Origin of the sequence: Paraflavitalea soli (genome assembly GCF_003555545.1) — a bacterium.
GTDB classification, from domain to species: Bacteria; Bacteroidota; Bacteroidia; order Chitinophagales; family Chitinophagaceae; genus Paraflavitalea; species Paraflavitalea soli.
Genome location: NZ_CP032157.1, coordinates 58,527 through 75,663 on the forward strand (window position 1 = coordinate 58,527; position 17,137 = coordinate 75,663).

Below are 17,137 nucleotides of genomic sequence, written 5' to 3' on the forward strand. Positions count from 1 at the left end.
GTGGGGCTGCCTTTCCAGGCGGCCCTTTTTTATATAGCTAATGTCCACAAAAAATGCATTGAATAATTACCATATCTGGTTCAATGTATATGGTACGCCATAACCAATCATACAATTATGCGGGGTTCATTCTTTATTTGTATCGCCCGCCTCCTCTGCCAGAAGGGGCGCTCCATCCAGCGCTTTTCAAGACCATACTGATGCTGCAGCATAGCCAGGCATTTGTTGAAGGTAGTCTGTTGGATATAGCAGTAAGCTTCTTTAGCCAGTTCTTTACCATTGAGGTGATCGGTAATGGCAAGGGCCGCATAGAGGCCACTCCCCAGGGCGGCTGTGATGCCGTAAGAAGTGAGTGGGTCATAGGTGCAGGCTGCATCGCCCACGGCGAGCCAATGAGGGCCGGCTGGTGTAGTGAGAAAAGAAGTAGAGGCTGGTTTGGCCATCACCTGTTGCAGGTCCGTGCCTGCTGATAAGGGTAAGCATTGTTGCAGGTGAGCAGTTTGCCGGAATTGCTGGAACAGCCAGTCCACTAATGGTTGGTTGTCGATGGGATGTATATCCGCATCCGTCATGAAGTTGATGACCGTATGGTTGTCGTGCAGGGCGGCTGCATACCACCATCCATTGGCAGTAGCTTCAATAAAAGTGGTACTGGGCAGGGCGGTAAGCGGTGCGGGGACTATGGCGTAATAACCTGTGAGGCGGTCCAGGCTTTGCCGCGTAGCACCTGCCTTCCTGGCCAGGGCGGCTGTCCGGCCGCTGGCATCAACAGCAAAAGCTGCCTTGATAGAAATGGAACTACCCTGGCCGAAGCTGCAATGGATCAATAAGTGATCTTCCTGTTGTTCCCAATTGGTGAAGTGATGATCATGCAGCCAATAAGCGCCCATGCTTTTAGCGGTCTGACTTAACTGCTGCTCAAAAAAAGCCCGGTTGATATGCCAGCCATCACCCATGGTTTCCGTAAAAAAGAAACGATCATGCGGATGGTCATCCCCCCATACCACCGTATTGCCTGTGCAACGTTGGTGTTGCGCATCTTCTAATAAATGAACGATGCCTAACTCCTTTAAAGTAACGCGTGCATTGGGAGGGATCGATTCACCAGGTTTGCGACCAGCGCTGGCGCCTGCTTCCAATACTACGCAGGGTATTTGCTGCCGCCGCAAAGCAATAGCAGTGGCGGCCCCTGCCGGACCGCCACCCACTATTACTACGGGTAAGTTGATTGACTTATTTATAGCTCGTGTCTTTTCAATGGTCTGCTTTCTCTCGGTTGTACCGCCCTTGGTACTTCTTCGGCCAGGAAGTGTGCTTTCTTGCCCTTCAATACAGGTTTCAACAGATCCTGTTCTGCACGTAATACCTGTATATAAGTAGGATCATCACCACCCGGTCCATCACGGTGTGTTTCTACCCACCATTCGGTTGGTAAGAATTCATTGCCTTCTCCCGCTGTGCTGGTATGTTGACTGATCACGCCCAACTCATGCCATTTAGAGATCATATTGTTGATGCGACCTACATACGAGGCGCTGAAATCACGCAGCCAGTCAACCCGGTAAGCAAAGTGTTTCAGGCGCTGCCCCGTATTCAATCCCTCATGCGTGGCACGGTTATAACTATCCATGCTCAATATATGATTGGGCACGCGCGCTGCCCAGAAAGAAGGAATGGGCAGGTAGAGGGTAGTATCATATCCCGAGAGGCAGCTGGCTTCATCGGTTTGCCAGGGCACACCCAGCCAGCGGGTGATGGAACCGGGGCCACTGCCATCCAATGGACCACCAGGAGCCAGGGCAATGGCTGGTGTAAGCAGGGGGCCATAATCATCAGATACGGCTTTGTTGGCCGGCAATAACTTTAACCGGAAAGGTTCCATCCACATGCTTAAATGCCTGAAGGGCCAGGTGATCTCAATACCCGGATGGAAAGGACCTCCCAGACACTCTTCCAGCGGCGCTTTCAATAAAGCGGCAGTTTGCTGGGCCGGTGTCAGTTCCTCAAAAGGTACCGCTACCGGTGGAGTACCCGTCACAAAATCTCCTTCGGCCCACCGGTTCAGCAGTGCGTACTGCGTAGCGGTTACCGACAGGTCTACATGCGGCTGCTTCTCATAATCACCAAAGAGATCGCCATAATAAGGAGGGATCAGATCGGGCTGGTAAGTATCCGATGCCGTATTGCGAAACCATTTGAATATATGCATGCGCTGCTCCTTGTGTTGGGCCGCAGGATCACTGAGCACTTTGATCAGGTCGGGATTGTTGAAGTCGCTGGGCGAGTTGGTGCCAAACAACATAAAGAAACCTTCATTCACCCATTGGGCGCTGCTCATGCGGTGGAACATAGGATAAATATGTTCCCAGAAACTGATCCTGGTGGGAGCCGGTAACCAGCCTTCCCGTACGTACAGATCATATACTACATCATACATGGTGACCAGTGAGAAAAGCCCGGGTCCGAAATTGGGCGGTGTACACACCACCATCGCCGGACTGGCATCCAATTTATCACCATTGATGGTTACCGTAGCTCTTACCGTTCCGTCAGATACATCATCATGCCAGCCATCATTGTTGGCAAAGGTGATGGCAGGAATGCCGAAGCGCGAAACGCTTTTGCCATTGCCGCCAAATACCAGCAGGCGGCCCTTGCTGTCGGTACGTATTTCGCCCAAAGATACAGGCGTGTCGAAAAAAGTACCGGAATCAAACTGGTATTCTGCGCCTTCCTTGCTGATGCCGCTGATGGTGCGGGTACCGGGATCAATGACCAGGTTGCTGCGATCGCTACCCGTCACACCACCGTTGCGGTGCGTGCTGCTGATGGAATTGGCGCCCAGGTCCAGCGCATTGTTAAACTGGTACCAGGCTGCTTTGCGGTTGGCGATATGCACCGTCCATTCTATTTTTACTTCCAGGCCTTCCATGCCTGTATAGATCTCACCGAGCGGATTGCCGTCATCGTCCAGTGCATACACACGGAACCGGGGCACCTGTTTTTTGAACAGGTTATTGCCGTCTTTATAACCACCATCAGGCGAAGGAGCCTGATCGGGAATGTCAGACGCTAAAAAATATTCGGGCGAATTGCCGATACGGGCAATGCCAATAGCCGGGTAAATGGCCACTTTCCTGATATCGTTGCGATTCATAAGTAATGTTTTTTGGTAGGATGGATTATGGTTGATTCAGTTCACGGGGATGTTGTGGTTCTACAGCCGGTACGCCATTTTTGAAACGGCGCAGCGCCGCACCAGCCTGGTACACCGTCTTGCGTACATCGCTGATGCTTCCCTGTGGTTCATGTTCCTGCAAAGTGCGCCAGGGATTGAAAGACAGGTTTTCGCCATAGGCTGCTTGTCCCTGTACACTGATATCCTGCTGCCGTATTACCAGCGTGGCCAGTTGTACGGGTGGTGAATCTTCTTCCGACCATCGTACGGTGGCTTTGTCCAGCGGCATTTTAGCAGGATCTGTCTGGAATTGCACCATGAACTTAAACTGTGCTTCACCCATATTCAGCCGGGCCTGCAGATCGGCTTCCAGGTAATCTTTATTATTTTGTCCGGGAGGAGCGCCAAAGGGCGGGCCAATGGGTTCCAGTTTATACTTTACGTTTTTATCGCCAAAAGAGTAGGGCAGGCCGCTCCAATAAGGGGTGGTCAAACAACTGGGCACCACTTTTTCCATCTCTTTCAATATCTCAGCTGTACGGGGATGCTCGGCCAGGTATTTACCATAATCGTGTAATACTGCCCCTGCATAGGTAAACTCGCACATGTCCATCGCCGTATCTACAAAAAAGATGTCCATGTTTTGCAGCAGGAAATCGGCCGTGGTGGCATCTTCATCACCGGGCAGTAATTTCTTGCCGGCTACGTCGAATAATTTAATACCCACACCCACCGTCGTTTTCAGGTCGGGTGCACCGGGCACGGTATCGCTCGAAAAACGAATCCAGGCATCATAACGTTCCTTGGCAAAAATGCCTACGCGGTATTCCTGTGGCAGGCCGGGCGTTACAATAAAATCGGCTTTGGCTACACCATGCAGTTTCAGGAATACCGCCCGTCGTACCGGGCACTGACCGGCATTGATGCGCGTGCCCATTGTCATGTCGATAAACATTTGCTTGAGCGCCAGGGCGGGATCGGCACCACAATTGGGACCTGAAGATGTTGCTTTTTGTTGAACCTTCATAAGTGATGGATTTTGGTTAACAGTATTATAGCATACTAAATGTACGGGAAGGGCGGGGCGAAAAAACCGTGTTTACACCTGATCGGGTAAGAAAAACTACGGTATTTTCCGGTGACGGTTATCCGTTAGGGTAATAAACTACCGGAACCCGTCCGGCACGCCAGGTAATTGATCCCCCTGCCATTAATTTGATCCCAGGTTTTCTTCTCCATCCCATTTTTAGGTAGTTTCATCACATTTGCCCGCGCCTCTTTTGTTTAAGGGCTAATCTTGTTGAAAATTATCACGCATGGCATTGCAGACTAAGGATTTATCTACCGATACAATAGTTACACCAGGGAAGTTGTGGTGGAGAAGGCATGAGCTGATATTCGTTACCCTCTTTGCGCTCATTCGCATGGCGCGGGACCTGTGGGATAGGTTTACCCTCACCGATCTGGAAATAGAACCAACCTATAAGATACCTTATCACCAGCATGGCCAGGCTTTTAACTATAATACCAATGTGTTGTTCCCGCAGTTGAATACCGTCCTGGTATTGTACCTGGTATATCTCGGCGTCAATAAGGTCATCATTCCTATATTTAAAAAACTATCCTGGCAGGCTGCTACCAGTAAGATATTGCTGAGGCTGGTATTGGCGGCTTTCCTTTATTTGTTGTTGAGTTGGTTCCTGGCCCTGGGTTTTAACTCTGCTACTTATTATGCGCATCCCTGGTATTTTAACTATGGCGGATTTCAGTTATTGTCCTTACTGGGCTATAATGATCATCCGCAGCAAAGTTTGTTTACGGGGTTCGACAGGGCGCTGTCACTGGTAGGTGTGGTCATGCTGCTGGGTTGCATACGGGAGGTGATCATTCGTTTTGTAGAGAAGCAGGATAAGAACCGTGCCTTCCGGATATTGGTGTTCAACCAGTTTACTTTGGCAGCACTGGTATATTGGACGGCTGTGGCTATTATACTGCTCTTCAATATTTTTTCAGGCGCTGGTTTCCGGATCATTTGTATGGGTTTTATTCCGGCTACCTTCCTGGTATTTATGGTCAATACGTATTGGTTGTTCCCACAAAAGGAAGGAGGTCCTGTATTCAGTTTCAGGTCACTCATTCAGCTGCTGGTATCTTCTTTGCTCTGCACCTTCCCTTTTTTCACCTTTGATGGTTTGGATATGCCAGCCAGACTGTTCATTTTTTGTATGATCTGCTGGGGCATGCAATTGCTGATCACCACACCGGTTTCCTGGCTCATCTACCAACAAAGAAAAGACAGGATATTGCAATTGAGAGGGGCAGAAGAAGCGCTGGTAAAATCACGGGCCGATCTGCAATTTCTCCGTTCGCAGATCAACCCCCATTTTTTATTCAATGCCCTTAATACTTTATACGGTACGGCCCTGCGGGAAAAAGCGCCAGATTCGGCAGCAGGCATACAAATGCTGGGGGATATGATGCGTTTTATGCTGCATGAGAACCACCAGGACCTGATACCTATGAGTAAGGAAGTGGAATACCTGCAAAACTATATCGCTCTGCAAAAGCTTCGTACCCCTGCTTCTCCAGATATGGTCATTGAAGATCATATTGATGAACAAGGTTGTAACCACCCCATCGCACCTATGATCCTGATCCCTTTCGTGGAAAATGCTTTTAAGCATGGTGTGAGCCTCCGGGAAAAGTCGTGGATCAGCATCATACTCAGCTGTAATGAAAAAGGGATCCGATTTGAAGTGCGTAACAGTATACATCCTCCCGCGCCTAATGATCCCGAAACAGAGCATTCCGGCATAGGGCTTACCAATGTACTGGAAAGACTTACCTTGCTCTATCCCGGTAAACATGCGATAGATATTAAAACCAATGAGCAGGAATACATTGTTCGGTTATCCCTGCAACCCTGATCATTTAAAAAAAACAATATGAAGAAACTATTTGCCATGATATGGGCCATTGGGTTTGCCCAATATGCCTGTACACAAAACAGCACTGCACAAAAATTAGACGAACTGATGCAAGCTTATACCAATCAGGGTAAATTCAGCGGGTCGGTATTGGTAGCCCGGCATGGACAGGTATTACTCGACAAAGGTTATGGCTACAGCAACTATCAGGAGCAGCGTCCCAATGACCCCCACACCGTTTTTCAGATTGCTTCCGTTACCAAGCAGTTTACTTCCACGCTGGTGCTGAAGTTAGTAGAATTTAAAAAGCTGGCCCTGACAGATAAACTCAGTAAGTTTTACCCGGGCTATCCGCATGGTGATAGCATTACCATTGAGCATTTATTGACCCATACCTCCGGCATTTACGATTATACCCGCAATGGGGAGCTCATGCACCTGCAAACCGTCCGGCCGGTAGGTAAGGAGGAAATGATGGGGTACTTTAGGAACCAGCCTCTTGATTTTGCACCCGGCACCAATTGGAGCTATAGCAATGCAGGCTACTTTTTGCTGGGCTGTATTATTGAACAGGTAACCGGCCAGCCTTATGAAAAAGCAATACGCCAATATATTTTTGATCCGCTGAAGATGCAGCACAGCGGTTTTGATTTTATACACCTCAGCAGCATGGATAAGGCAGTGGGGTATAAAATAGATTCAACCGGAAATCGATCCACCCCCGCGCCTGTTGTAGATTCCACTGTACCCTTCTCCGCAGGGGCTGTTTATTCCACCGTGGAGGACCTGTACAAGTGGCATCAGGGTTTACAACAGTATAGGATCATAGGAAAAGACCTGATGCAAAAGGCTTATACACCGTTTAAAAATAATTACGGCTATGGATGGATCATCGATTCTTTGTATGGTAAGCGGATGGTATCGCACAGCGGTGGTATCTTTGGTTTCAGGAGCGATCTGGCCCGGGTGCCGGAAGATGATGTATGTGTTATTTTACTAAGTAATACGGAGATACCGGGCATGGGCAATATTACCCGGCGGGTGCTGGCGGCGCTGTATGGTAAACCGTATGCCATTCCGGTGCAGCTAAAGGCCGTGGCGATAAGGGAAGAAGTGCTGAAAAGATACACCGGCACCTATAAGATCGAGGCCAATGGGGTGCTGGTAGATGTGGTGCTCGAAAGCGGGCGGTTGATGGCCCGGCCACACAATGGTCCGCCTTCCGAACTACTGGCTTTGGATGATTCGCATTTCTTTCTTAGCAATGAACATGAGTTTAAGATATATTTTGAGATGGATGAAAAAGGGCAGGTATTGCGGATGATGATCAATCCAAACGGAGACCCCAGGCCTGCCAACAAAATTAAATAACTACCAGCGCGCCTATGCTAAAAGCGATCGTAATAGATGATGAACCCATTGCCGTGGAAGTGGTGAAGAACCTGGCGGAGAAGATACATTTCATTGACCTGGTGCAGGGGTTTACCAATGCTTTTGAGGCCATGGCTTATTTGCGTAAAGAGAAAGTAGACCTGCTGTTCCTGGATATTAAAATGCCCGATATCTCCGGCATTGATTTCCTGCAGGCCCTTGCCGATCCACCCATGGTGATCTTTACCACTGCTTATAGTGAACATGCCGTGCAGAGCTTTGAGCTCGATGCCATTGATTACCTGCTGAAACCTTTTTCACAGGCCCGTTTCCTGAAAGCTTGTAATAAGGCCAGTCAACAATGGGAATTGAGGCGAAACAAAGGACAGGTGGCCCCTGCTTCAACAGCTGTGTTTATCAAGAGCGGCTACGAACAGATACGGGTGGAACTGGATGATATTCTGTACGTGGAAAGCAGCGGCAACTATATGCAGTTTGTATTGCCGCAGCAAAAAATACTGTCCCGCCTTACCATGGCCGAAGCAGAGATCTTATTGCCGTCGGCAGATTTTATTCGTATTCACCGATCCTACATAGTGGGCCGTAAGCACGTTACCAAAACGGATAAAAATAACATCTGGATACAACAAACCAGTTTGCCGGTAGGCCCGGCCTATGCGGGTGAGGTGGAAAGGCTGGTAAAGAAAAGTATGAAAGGAGATTGAAATGCTGGCGTTACCGCCGCATCCTCGGTCAGCATCATTGGAAAAGTAATTACAAGATATAGTCTTGGTAATACTCAGATACGAACAAAACCCGGCTAAGGTCACTTTCTTGTGTGCCCCTGCTCACCTGTAGCTTGTTCGTTATTAAAACTCATTACACCCTCAACAAGCCCACTTCTTAAATCTTGTACACAAGTGTTGTCGTCAAGAAAGCTGCCCGCCATTCATCTCTAATGGCCTTCTGAGTGAAGGCTGCTCAAAAACCTGCGCTGATAGCTTGCCGGTGGCGGCATCCTAAAATAACTATACATGGCATATAGCCCACACATTGTCTACACATTGTCTGCACATTGTCTACACATAGCCTAAATAGGGTCTAAAGCGCTGTATAATAGTAGTTTAGGCCTTGTTTAGGCAATGTGTAATCAGTATCCGGGCCTTGTTCAGGCAATCCAGCTCCCACTCGGCTGCCACCAGAACTTGTTGAACATCGTATCTCTCAAAAAATAATCAAATAATCCATCATCTTGCCCGGATATGCCATTTGCCGGAGCCAGCCGTCCTTATATTTTTAGGAGATCAATTAAAGCATTTCCCTATCTCCTGGCACCTGCCGGAACAGTAAGCGTTTCATATAGCAAAAAGCAAGCAAGTTGGGGTAACGGTTCTCCGTTGGCCCCGTTTTTTTTAGGTGAAATCGTCAGTTACCATAACTTCACACGTGATAAGGCTTTCATATGATGCACAAGAGTTCAATTTTGGTTGCGGGCCTGGTGTCCTTAGTCCTTGGCGGTTCGTGGTTTCAGCATAGTAGCACAGCTGCCAACCCCATTTATCCCAAGCCCGGTACTGCCGGGCCATTGGTTAACCATTTACAGGAAAATCTTCCCAATTCCACTACTTCACCGCTGCCGGCTGATACCATTGGCAGGCTTACAGATGACTTTTTTCAACAGCTTCCGGCCAGCGCCCGGCCCTGGGTATTATGGTATTGGATGCAGGCCGGTGTTTCCAAAGCAGGCATCACCGCCGATCTGGAAGCCATGCACGAAGCAGGCATCGGGGGCGCTCATTTGGTGTGCATAAAGGACACTACTTCACCGCCGCTCTTTAACCCACCCATACGGCAGCTTACACCCGAATGGTGGGGCATGGTGCGCTTTGCCCTGGAAGAGGCCAAAAGGCTGAACCTGAAAATGGCCATCCACGTGGGCGATGGCTATGCCCTGGCAGGCGGTCCCTGGATTACCCCGGAACTGTCGATGCAAAAATTGGTATGGAGCAAAGAGTACGTCAAAGGAGGAGCGGAGCTGAGTCTTTCCCTGCCCCAGCCGGAAACCAATGAAGATTATTATAAAGATATAGCCATACTGGCCTACCCGGCCAATAGCACCCAGGCTTTCAGCGATACGGTATTCATACCCAAAGTAAGTACCAGCATGCCCGGCGCTAAAGCACAGTTCCTCGCCTTCGACAATGGCGGCAAGGATAGTTTTAAAAGCGATTCGGTGTGCTGGATCCAATACAAATACCCACAGCCCTTTACCTGCCGTTCCATCACCATCCACTCCGGTGGCAACAATTACCAGGCCCACCGCCTGCTGGTGCAGGTGAGCAATGACGGGTATGAATTTACCACCGTTACCCGGCTGGAGCCACCCCGCCATGGCTGGCAGGATACGGATGAAGATGTAACGCATGCCATACCAGCCACAACGGCCAGCTATTTTCGCTTTGTGTATGACAAGGTTGGATCGGAGCCGGGCGCAGAAGACCTGGATGCTGCAAAATGGAAACCCTCTTTGAAACTGGCCGGCATCTACCTGTCCGACGAACCGGTTTTGAACCAATACGAAGGCAAGAATGGATCGATATGGCGCGTGAGCAAAAAGACTACCGTGCAACAGGCGCCCGATTCGGTATGTGTGCCCCTGCTGTCCATTGTGAATCTCACGGGTAAAATGGATGACTCAGGTAAACTATCCTGGCAGGCGCCTGCGGGCAACTGGGTGATCGTGCGGATAGGACATACTTCTACCGGTCATACCAATGCGACCGGTGGCGGGGGCAAAGGACTGGAGTGTGATAAATTCAACCCGGCAGCCATACAATTGCAATTTGATAAATGGTTTGGCGAAACGGTGAAAGTGGCCGGACCTGAACTGGCGAAGGAAGTGATCAAATTATTCTATATCGACAGCTGGGAGTGCGGCAGTCAGAATTGGAGCCCCGTATTCCCTGCAGAGTTTAAAAAACGCCGGGGATATGATCTGCAGCCTTACCTGCTGGCAATGACCGGTACGCCCGTAGAAAGTGCGGCTGTGTCGGAAGGTTTCCTGTATGATGTGCGGCAAACCATTGCGGCCCTGGTAGCTGATAATTTTTATGGCACCCTGGCCAAACTGGCACATGAGCAGGGAACACAATTCACAGCAGAAAGTGTAGCGCCCACCATGCTGAGTGATGGCATGCTGCATTACCGTTATGTAGATATACCCATGGGCGAGTTTTGGCTCAATAGTCCCACGCATGATAAACCCAATGATATGCTGGATGCCATTTCGGCCGGGCATATCTATGGCAAACGGATTATACAGGCAGAGAGTTTTACTACCCTGCGCATGAACTGGGACGAACATCCCGGTATGTTGAAAGCACTGGGCGACCGTAATTTTTCCCTCGGGGTCAACAGGCTGGTATTGCATGTATTCACCCACAATCCCTGGATAGACCGCAAGCCGGGCATGACACTCGATGGAGTAGGAGGCTATTTCCAGCGTGACCAGACCTGGTGGAAACCAGGCAAAGCCTGGATGGAATATTTACAGAGAAGCCAGGCAATGTTGCAATTGGGGCAGCCCGTAGCCGATGTGGCCATATTTACCGGAGAAGAATTGCCCCGCCGGGCGGTATTGCCCGAGCGGCTGGTGACTACCTTGCCAGGTATCATGGGCCAGGAAAGAGTGGCCAGTGAAACCAGGCGGATGGTCAATGCAGGCATACCCCTTCGTCAGCGGCCTGCGGGAGTAACTCATTCGGCCAATATGGCCGACCCGGAAGAATGGATCGATCCCCTGTGGGGCTATGCCTATGATGCCATCAATCCCGATGCCTTATTACGATTGGCCACTGTAAAGAATAAACGTATTGTATTGCCGGGTGGCGCCAGTTATGGCGTGCTGGTATTGCCGGCAGCCAATACCTTGAACCCTGATCCGCATTACATGAGTGCGGCCGTAGAACAAAAGATTGCCCAACTGGTAAAAGACGGCGCTACGGTAGTGATGTCAGAAGCGCCAACACAATCGCCTTCCCTGCAGGATATGTTGGAAAAGAAAGTGCTGCGCGGTATACCTGGTGCCAATGGTAAGAAAGCTGGTGGTGTAAAAGGTAAGCTGCTTACAGGCGCTTATACGGCGGAGTCGTTTGCCGGTATTGGCATCGAAAGAGATGTAACTGTAACGGAGAAGGATGGTAAGCGGGCGCCCGGCGTGGCATGGGCGCACCGGAAAGGAAAAGACTTTGATATTTACTTTATCTCTAACCAGCTGGATAGTGGCAGGCTGCTCAATGTATCGGTAAGGCTTACAGGTAAAGAACCGGAGATATGGGATGCCGTATCCGGCGGTAAGCGCACCAAAGTAGAATGGGAGCGCAGCGGGGGGCGTACCATTGTGCCCATGTACCTGTATAAAAACGAATCCCTCTTCCTGGTATTCAGGCGAAGGGTAGAAAATACCTTCCTTAGAAAAGGGCAACCTTATCAAAAGGATACACTACAGGGAGATTGGCTGGTGCAGTTCGATGATAAAATGGGTGGACCTGTACGGCCGGTTGTATTTCATGAACTGACAAGCTGGACAGAGCAGGCAGATACAACCCTGCATCATTATTCCGGTACAGCCGTTTATGCAAAACGGTTTGACTGGCCCGATGCGATAGATGGTAAGCCTGTATGGTTGCTGATGGATAGCATCAGCAACCTGGCTCGTGTAATAGTGAACGGGATCGATTGTGGTACGGCATGGACCCCGCCTTACCGGATCAATATTGCCAAAGGATTGAAACGCGGGATCAATGAGTTGGAAATTGAAGTAACGAATACCTGGGCCAACCGCCTGATCGGCGATGAGCGGTTGCCGGCAGAAAAACGTATTACCTGGACAACGGCACCTTTCCGTTTGCAAGGGAAACCATTGTTGCCGGCAGGGTTGATGGGACAGGTAATATTAATGAGATAATTTGATAAAGGGGCAGACCTTTACCCTCATTGGTCAATGCCAGTACAGCAACCAGCCGGACGGCGCCTGCCGCTATTAGTTGAGCGGCATCAAATAAAGTAAATAACGGTGGTTATACATTATAACCTCCATCCATGGTGATGGCAGTACCGGTCATGAAGGCACTTTCCTCACTGGCGAGGTAAGCAACCAGACCGGCGATCTGTGCGGGCGTGCCATACTGTGGAATGATCATGCGGCTGCGGGCTGCGGCGGCATGGGCTGAAGTAGCCGGGTTCATGTCAGTGTCGATCGGGCCGGGTTGTACCAGGTTGACCGTAATTCCTTTCGGGCCCAGATCACGCGCCATACCTTTATTGAGGCCAATGAGGGCCGATTTGCTCATGGCATACAAGGCGCCATGAGAGTCTGTTACGCGGTCGGCCATATTGCTGCCAATGGTGATGATGCGGCTGCCCGCTTGCATATGCCGGGCAGCTGCCTGTGAAGCCTGGAATACGGCACGTACATTCACATTCATGGTATCATCATAATCCTGCAGGCTGTATCCTTCGATGGTATTCGCCACATACAAACCGGCATTGTTGACCAGTATGTCGATACGGCCGAAGGTTTTAACAGTTTCTTCTACTGCCCGGGGAAGTGCTTCGGGTGCGTGATTGTCGGCCTGTATGGCCAGGGCCTTGCCACCGGCTGCTTCAATGGCTGCTACAATTCCTGCCGCTGCAGTGGCCGATTGCGCATACGTAAATGCTACAGCGGCTCCTTCCGCTGCCAAACGTTTAACAATACCTGCTCCAATGCCCCGGCTGCCGCCGGTTACGAATGCCACTTTGTTTTCAAGACGTTTCATATGCTGTGTATTTATTGTTTGCAAAGCTAATTGAGTAGTCGTAGATTTGCCAGTACTGATAAAATTGTTAAGTACTAACAAAAAAGTAAGTATGAGAAAGATTAATTCAACCAATACGCGGAATAAAGTGACCCTTGATGCCCATTGTGGCATGGCCCATACGCTTTCCCTGATCGGTGGCCGCTGGAAGCCCAGCATCATGTGCAGGCTGCTGGAAGGCAGGATGCGGTATAACGAATTGCGCAAAGGGCTGACGGGTGTATCGGAAAGGATGCTGGTATTACAGTTGCGTGAGTTGGAGCGTGATGGCCTGGTGAAGCGTATTGTTTATGCAGAAGTGCCACCCAGGGTGGAATATGAATTGACTGCCGATGGGCGTTCGATGCAGGAACTACTGAAAAGCTTGTCCGATTGGGGTATTGCCCGCCTGAAAAAGAAGATGAAAGAAGAGCACCTGAAAGCTGTATAAAGCTATTTTTGTGTACTACTTATTGTAAAAACTAATGATGCTGATAATTGAGATCCTTGGCTGGACAGGCTCTTTGCTGGTATTGGTAGCCTATGCTATGAATATGAATAAAAAACTACCGGCCGATTCCCTGACTTACTACCTGCTGAATATAGCGGGAAGCGCTTTCCTGATCATCAATACTGCCTTTCACCATGCCTATCCCTCCATGGCAGTGAATATTATATGGGTCTTTATTCCGGTGGTGACCATCATCCGGCACAAAGCAGCCCGTAAAAAAGAGGAAGAGATAGCTTAAAGTTAATGGGTGTTCCTTTCTGTACGAAAAACTGCATTGCATGGGCACCCGCAGTTACTGCTTAGGCTGCACCATATACTGATAGATCATCTCCGATACCCGGGCCATGGAGGCCACCGCAGCCTTTTCGTCTTTGATCCCTTTAGATAGTAATACCAGCACATACTTCCTGCCATCGGGCAGGAATACAATACCGGAATCATGCTGCACACCGGTGATATTGCCGGTTTTGTGGGCTACCTTAATATCTTTGGGTAGTTTGGCCGGGATGATCTCGTTGAAATGCTGGTCCAGGAGGATGTTGATCATAGCCTGCGAGGCGGCGGAGTCCACGGTTTCGCCGGCAGCCATTTTCTGGAAAATGACCATCAGATCGTAGGCGGTAGTGGTATTGTTGAGTCCCTGCTGGTAGGCCTTACTGTCTTCTACCCCCCGCAACACCTGTATATCTTTCGCGCCCAGGTCGCGCATGGTCTGCGTTACCTTTTTAGCGTCTGCCTTTTCTATCACAATATTGGTGGCCAGGTTGCTGCTCATGATGATCATATCGTATACCAGGTCGTACAAGGTCCTCTTGGTACCAATGAGGGTATAGAGCTTCTTTTCGCTGTCATCCTCCGGGTTGAGGCTATAGGTGCTGCTGTCTACAATGCTATGGAATTCATTTTTGACCAGCACAGAATCTGTAAGGGACAGGGTGCCGGCTGCCGCCTGTTTGTATACTTCTATGAGTACAGGTGTTTTCATGGTGCTGGCGGCATGGAAGCTGCTGTCGGCATTGATCAGCAGGGTGGTGCAGGTGGCCGGGTCGCTGAAAGCGACGGCAAACTGACCTTCATTTTTGGCCAGTTCGGTGGTGATGGCCTGTTTCAATTGATCGGGTGTCATAGCTGATTGGCAGGAGGTGAGGATACAGGGGATCAGGAAAAATGATATGGGGGATAAAATTTTACGCATACGATTGAGGTTAGAACACTAAACTAAAATTAGCGGAAATTGAGCAAGGATGGTATATAAAAAGTTCATCATAGTCTAATGTTTATTATTTTTATCCATATTTTAGACTTCACATGAAACGTTATTCCCAACAAACCCGATTGCTTGTAGCTGTAGATTGTATCATATTTGGCTTCGACGGACAAGAGTTGAAACTGTTACTCATACAGCGTGGCTTTGAACCGGAAAGGGGCAAATGGAGCCTTATGGGAGGCTTTGTAAAACCCACGGAAAGCTTTGAAGGGGCCGCTGCCCGGGTGTTGAAAGAGCTAACGGGCCTGAGCGGTGTATACATGGAACAATTACACGCTTTCGGAGATCCCAACCGCGATCCGGCAGAGCGTACTGCCTCTATCACTTATTTCAGCCTGATCGATATACGGAAGTACCAGCAACAGATCAATGATGATTTCCATGCTGAGTGGTTTCCCATCCGTAAACACCCCCGTTTGATCTTTGACCACGAGGAAATGATCGATATGGCCAAAGACCGGCTGCAGTACAAAGCGGCCCTGCATCCTATTCTTTTTGAACTGCTGCCCGACAAGTTTACACTCCCCCAGCTGCAAACCTTGTATGAGGGTATTTATGATGCGGAGATCGACAAACGCAATTTCAGCCGCAAGGTATTGTCTACCGGTTTGCTGGTAAAGCAAAAGGAGAAAGAAAAGGAGAGTTCAAAACGCGGTGCCTTCTATTATAAACTGGATAAACGTAAATACAATTCCAAATTCCATAATTTCCTGAACATCATCCCCAATGCGCATAATCTGATCTAGGGGCAGGGGAATAGGGGGTAAGGCAAAACCATTCAATGGAAAAGTTCAATTTACTCAGTATACTCAGCCTTATCGTAGTTTTTATTTCTATCCTCTTTTCCGTGTTCTTATGTACGGTTAAAACAAAGAATAAGCTGGCCAATATCCTGCTGGGTCTATTCATCTTATTCAATGCAATCGATATCAGTGCCTGGTTTCTTGACCAGTACATGTTGAGCCATCTGAACCTGCTATTGTTTAAATCCCGGCTCTCCTGGCTCATCAATCCTCTCTTTTATTTGTATGCCCTGGCGCTTTGCTATTCTAATTTCAGGTTGCGGCCGGTGCACCTGCTGCATGCTATCCCACTGGTAGTAGCCAACCTGGTATTGATTCCCCGGTTTTATATATTGGACGAAGCGGCCAAGATCCGGTTCCTGGAAACTTATCGGGAAAGCCCTGATTATATAGTCGGTAATATACTGGGGCACCTGCAGTTTGTTTTTTACATCGTGGGCATCTACCGGGTGCTGGGCAAATACAAAAGGATCTTCCTGGAAAACTATGCCGATGCCGGGTCGATCACCTACCGGTGGCTTTTCCAGCTGGTAACGATTGTTACGGTGGTGCATTCGATTGTATGGCTGAAGGACCTGGTGGGCTATACGGGGAATTCCGGTTTCTTTGCCAATGCACAGCTGATCGTGGGCCTGAATGCCACCCTGTTATTGTGTTGGTTTGTGTTGAAAGCATTGTATAATCCCACGTTGTTCAGGACGGTCGACCCGGGTATTCAGCCCGTAGAGAAAATGATATTGTCCACGCCGGTAAGTCAGGGCCCGGTTACCACGAATACAGTTGACCAGCCGGCCATGGAAACACCGGTCAACCAGGAAATGGAACAAAAAGTGGGAGCCTTGAAAAATTTCATGGACCAACAGGAACCCTTTTTAGAGCCCTCCCTTACGGTGCATGCACTGGCTGCACAGATGAAAATACCGGCCAGGGACCTCTCGATCCTCATCAATCACCACCTTGGGCAGCACTTCTTCGACTTCATCAATGAATACCGCATCCGCAAAGCCATGAGCATCCTGAAGGACCCTGCCAGGCAGGGCCTGAATATCCAGGAGGTCTTTTATGAGGTTGGATTCAACTCAAAATCTTCCTTCAATACCGCTTTTAAGAAGGTGAGTGGTATGACGCCTACGCAGTACAAAAACAGCTAATTACGAGATAGTTAGGAAAAAGTCCTACTTCCCGCAAGAAGGTCGAACCGATTTGTGGAGCAGCAAATGGTTCGACTTTTTATGGTCGGACC

13 protein-coding genes are annotated in these 17,137 nt (G+C 49.3%); 8 read left to right on the forward strand and 5 right to left on the reverse strand.

From position 1 onward, the window contains the following. Nucleotides 1-107 precede the first annotated feature (107 nt). The 3 genes from D3H65_RS00255 to D3H65_RS00260 are packed head-to-tail and all read right to left on the reverse strand — an operon-like array spanning nt 108 to nt 4,205. Complete coding sequence (locus D3H65_RS00255; RefSeq protein WP_317127764.1) at nt 108-1,331, reverse strand: tryptophan 7-halogenase; 1,224 nt, start codon at nt 1,329-1,331, stop codon at nt 108-110. Continuing rightward, nucleotides 1,238-3,157 carry a LodA/GoxA family CTQ-dependent oxidase gene (locus tag D3H65_RS32715; RefSeq protein ID WP_162915310.1) on the reverse strand — a complete coding sequence of 640 codons (1,920 nt, stop codon included), beginning with the start codon at nt 3,155-3,157 and terminating at the stop codon, nt 1,238-1,240. Before D3H65_RS32715 ends, D3H65_RS00255 begins: the two co-directional genes overlap by 94 nt. Nucleotides 3,158-3,182: 25 nt before the next feature. Next, nucleotides 3,183-4,205: a catalase family protein gene (locus tag D3H65_RS00260; RefSeq protein WP_119048341.1), complete on the reverse strand. Its 1,023-nt coding sequence runs from the start codon at nt 4,203-4,205 to the stop codon at nt 3,183-3,185. A 289-nt stretch (nt 4,206-4,494) separates the two neighbouring features. Here D3H65_RS00260 and D3H65_RS00265 point away from each other — a divergent pair, with 289 nt between their 5' ends. The 4 genes from D3H65_RS00265 (at nt 4,495) to D3H65_RS00280 (ending at nt 12,442) form a co-directional block, all read left to right on the forward strand. After that, on the forward strand, nt 4,495-6,105 hold the full coding sequence (locus tag D3H65_RS00265; protein WP_119048342.1) for a sensor histidine kinase: 1,611 nt from the start codon (nt 4,495-4,497) through the stop codon (nt 6,103-6,105). Nucleotides 6,106-6,123: 18 nt separating this feature from the next. Then, nucleotides 6,124-7,476, forward strand: coding sequence for a serine hydrolase (locus D3H65_RS00270; RefSeq protein WP_119048343.1), 1,353 nt, complete (start codon nt 6,124-6,126; stop codon nt 7,474-7,476). A gap of 14 nt (nt 7,477-7,490) precedes the next feature. After that, nucleotides 7,491-8,201, forward strand: a complete 711-nt coding sequence (locus D3H65_RS00275) for a LytR/AlgR family response regulator transcription factor (RefSeq protein WP_119048344.1) — start codon at nt 7,491-7,493, stop codon at nt 8,199-8,201. A gap of 773 nt (nt 8,202-8,974) precedes the next feature. Continuing rightward, the gene (locus D3H65_RS00280; RefSeq protein WP_162915311.1) at nt 8,975-12,442 is read left to right on the forward strand and encodes a glycosyl hydrolase; all 3,468 of its coding nucleotides are present in this window, start codon (nt 8,975-8,977) and stop codon (nt 12,440-12,442) included. Nucleotides 12,443-12,554: 112 nt separating this feature from the next. Here D3H65_RS00280 and D3H65_RS00285 read toward each other — a convergent pair whose 3' ends face one another. Continuing rightward, a complete protein-coding gene (locus D3H65_RS00285) occupies nt 12,555-13,295 on the reverse strand; it encodes an SDR family oxidoreductase (RefSeq protein ID WP_119048346.1) in 741 nt (246 codons plus the stop codon). Between the two features lie 91 nt (nt 13,296-13,386). On the opposite strand from D3H65_RS00285, the gene D3H65_RS00290 reads away from it, so the two are divergent. Together D3H65_RS00290 and D3H65_RS00295 are read left to right on the forward strand one after the other, a co-directional pair. Continuing rightward, complete coding sequence (locus D3H65_RS00290) at nt 13,387-13,764, forward strand: winged helix-turn-helix transcriptional regulator (protein ID WP_119048347.1); 378 nt, start codon at nt 13,387-13,389, stop codon at nt 13,762-13,764. A gap of 34 nt (nt 13,765-13,798) precedes the next feature. Beyond that, a complete protein-coding gene (locus D3H65_RS00295; protein ID WP_119048348.1) occupies nt 13,799-14,062 on the forward strand; it encodes a CBU_0592 family membrane protein in 264 nt (87 codons plus the stop codon). A gap of 54 nt (nt 14,063-14,116) precedes the next feature. On the opposite strand, the gene D3H65_RS00300 is transcribed toward D3H65_RS00295, so the two are convergent. Further along, nucleotides 14,117-15,019, reverse strand: coding sequence for a serine hydrolase (locus tag D3H65_RS00300; protein ID WP_119048349.1), 903 nt, complete (start codon nt 15,017-15,019; stop codon nt 14,117-14,119). A gap of 113 nt (nt 15,020-15,132) precedes the next feature. Here D3H65_RS00300 and D3H65_RS00305 point away from each other — a divergent pair, with 113 nt between their 5' ends. After that, a complete protein-coding gene (locus D3H65_RS00305) occupies nt 15,133-15,837 on the forward strand; it encodes an NUDIX hydrolase (protein WP_119048350.1) in 705 nt (234 codons plus the stop codon). Nucleotides 15,838-15,872: 35 nt separating this feature from the next. Further along, on the forward strand, nt 15,873-17,045 hold the full coding sequence (locus D3H65_RS00310; protein WP_119048351.1) for a helix-turn-helix domain-containing protein: 1,173 nt from the start codon (nt 15,873-15,875) through the stop codon (nt 17,043-17,045). The last annotated feature ends 92 nt before the right edge of the window (nt 17,046-17,137 follow it).

What these genes read in the sequence shown, in the direction of transcription:
- D3H65_RS32715 (WP_162915310.1), bottom strand. Translation starts at nt 3,157, where the DNA reads ATGAATCGCAACGATATCAGGAAAGTGGCCATTTACCCGGCTATTGGC.
- D3H65_RS00260 (WP_119048341.1), bottom strand. Translation starts at nt 4,205, where the DNA reads ATGAAGGTTCAACAAAAAGCAACATCTTCAGGTCCCAATTGTGGTGCC.
- D3H65_RS00265 (WP_119048342.1), top strand. Translation starts at nt 4,495, where the DNA reads ATGGCATTGCAGACTAAGGATTTATCTACCGATACAATAGTTACACCA.
- D3H65_RS00270 (WP_119048343.1), top strand. Translation starts at nt 6,124, where the DNA reads ATGAAGAAACTATTTGCCATGATATGGGCCATTGGGTTTGCCCAATAT.
- D3H65_RS00275 (WP_119048344.1), top strand. Translation starts at nt 7,491, where the DNA reads ATGCTAAAAGCGATCGTAATAGATGATGAACCCATTGCCGTGGAAGTG.
- D3H65_RS00285 (WP_119048346.1), bottom strand. Translation starts at nt 13,295, where the DNA reads ATGAAACGTCTTGAAAACAAAGTGGCATTCGTAACCGGCGGCAGCCGG.
- D3H65_RS00290 (WP_119048347.1), top strand. Translation starts at nt 13,387, where the DNA reads ATGAGAAAGATTAATTCAACCAATACGCGGAATAAAGTGACCCTTGAT.
- D3H65_RS00295 (WP_119048348.1), top strand. Translation starts at nt 13,799, where the DNA reads ATGATGCTGATAATTGAGATCCTTGGCTGGACAGGCTCTTTGCTGGTA.
- D3H65_RS00300 (WP_119048349.1), bottom strand. Translation starts at nt 15,019, where the DNA reads ATGCGTAAAATTTTATCCCCCATATCATTTTTCCTGATCCCCTGTATC.
- D3H65_RS00305 (WP_119048350.1), top strand. Translation starts at nt 15,133, where the DNA reads ATGAAACGTTATTCCCAACAAACCCGATTGCTTGTAGCTGTAGATTGT.
- D3H65_RS00310 (WP_119048351.1), top strand. Translation starts at nt 15,873, where the DNA reads ATGGAAAAGTTCAATTTACTCAGTATACTCAGCCTTATCGTAGTTTTT.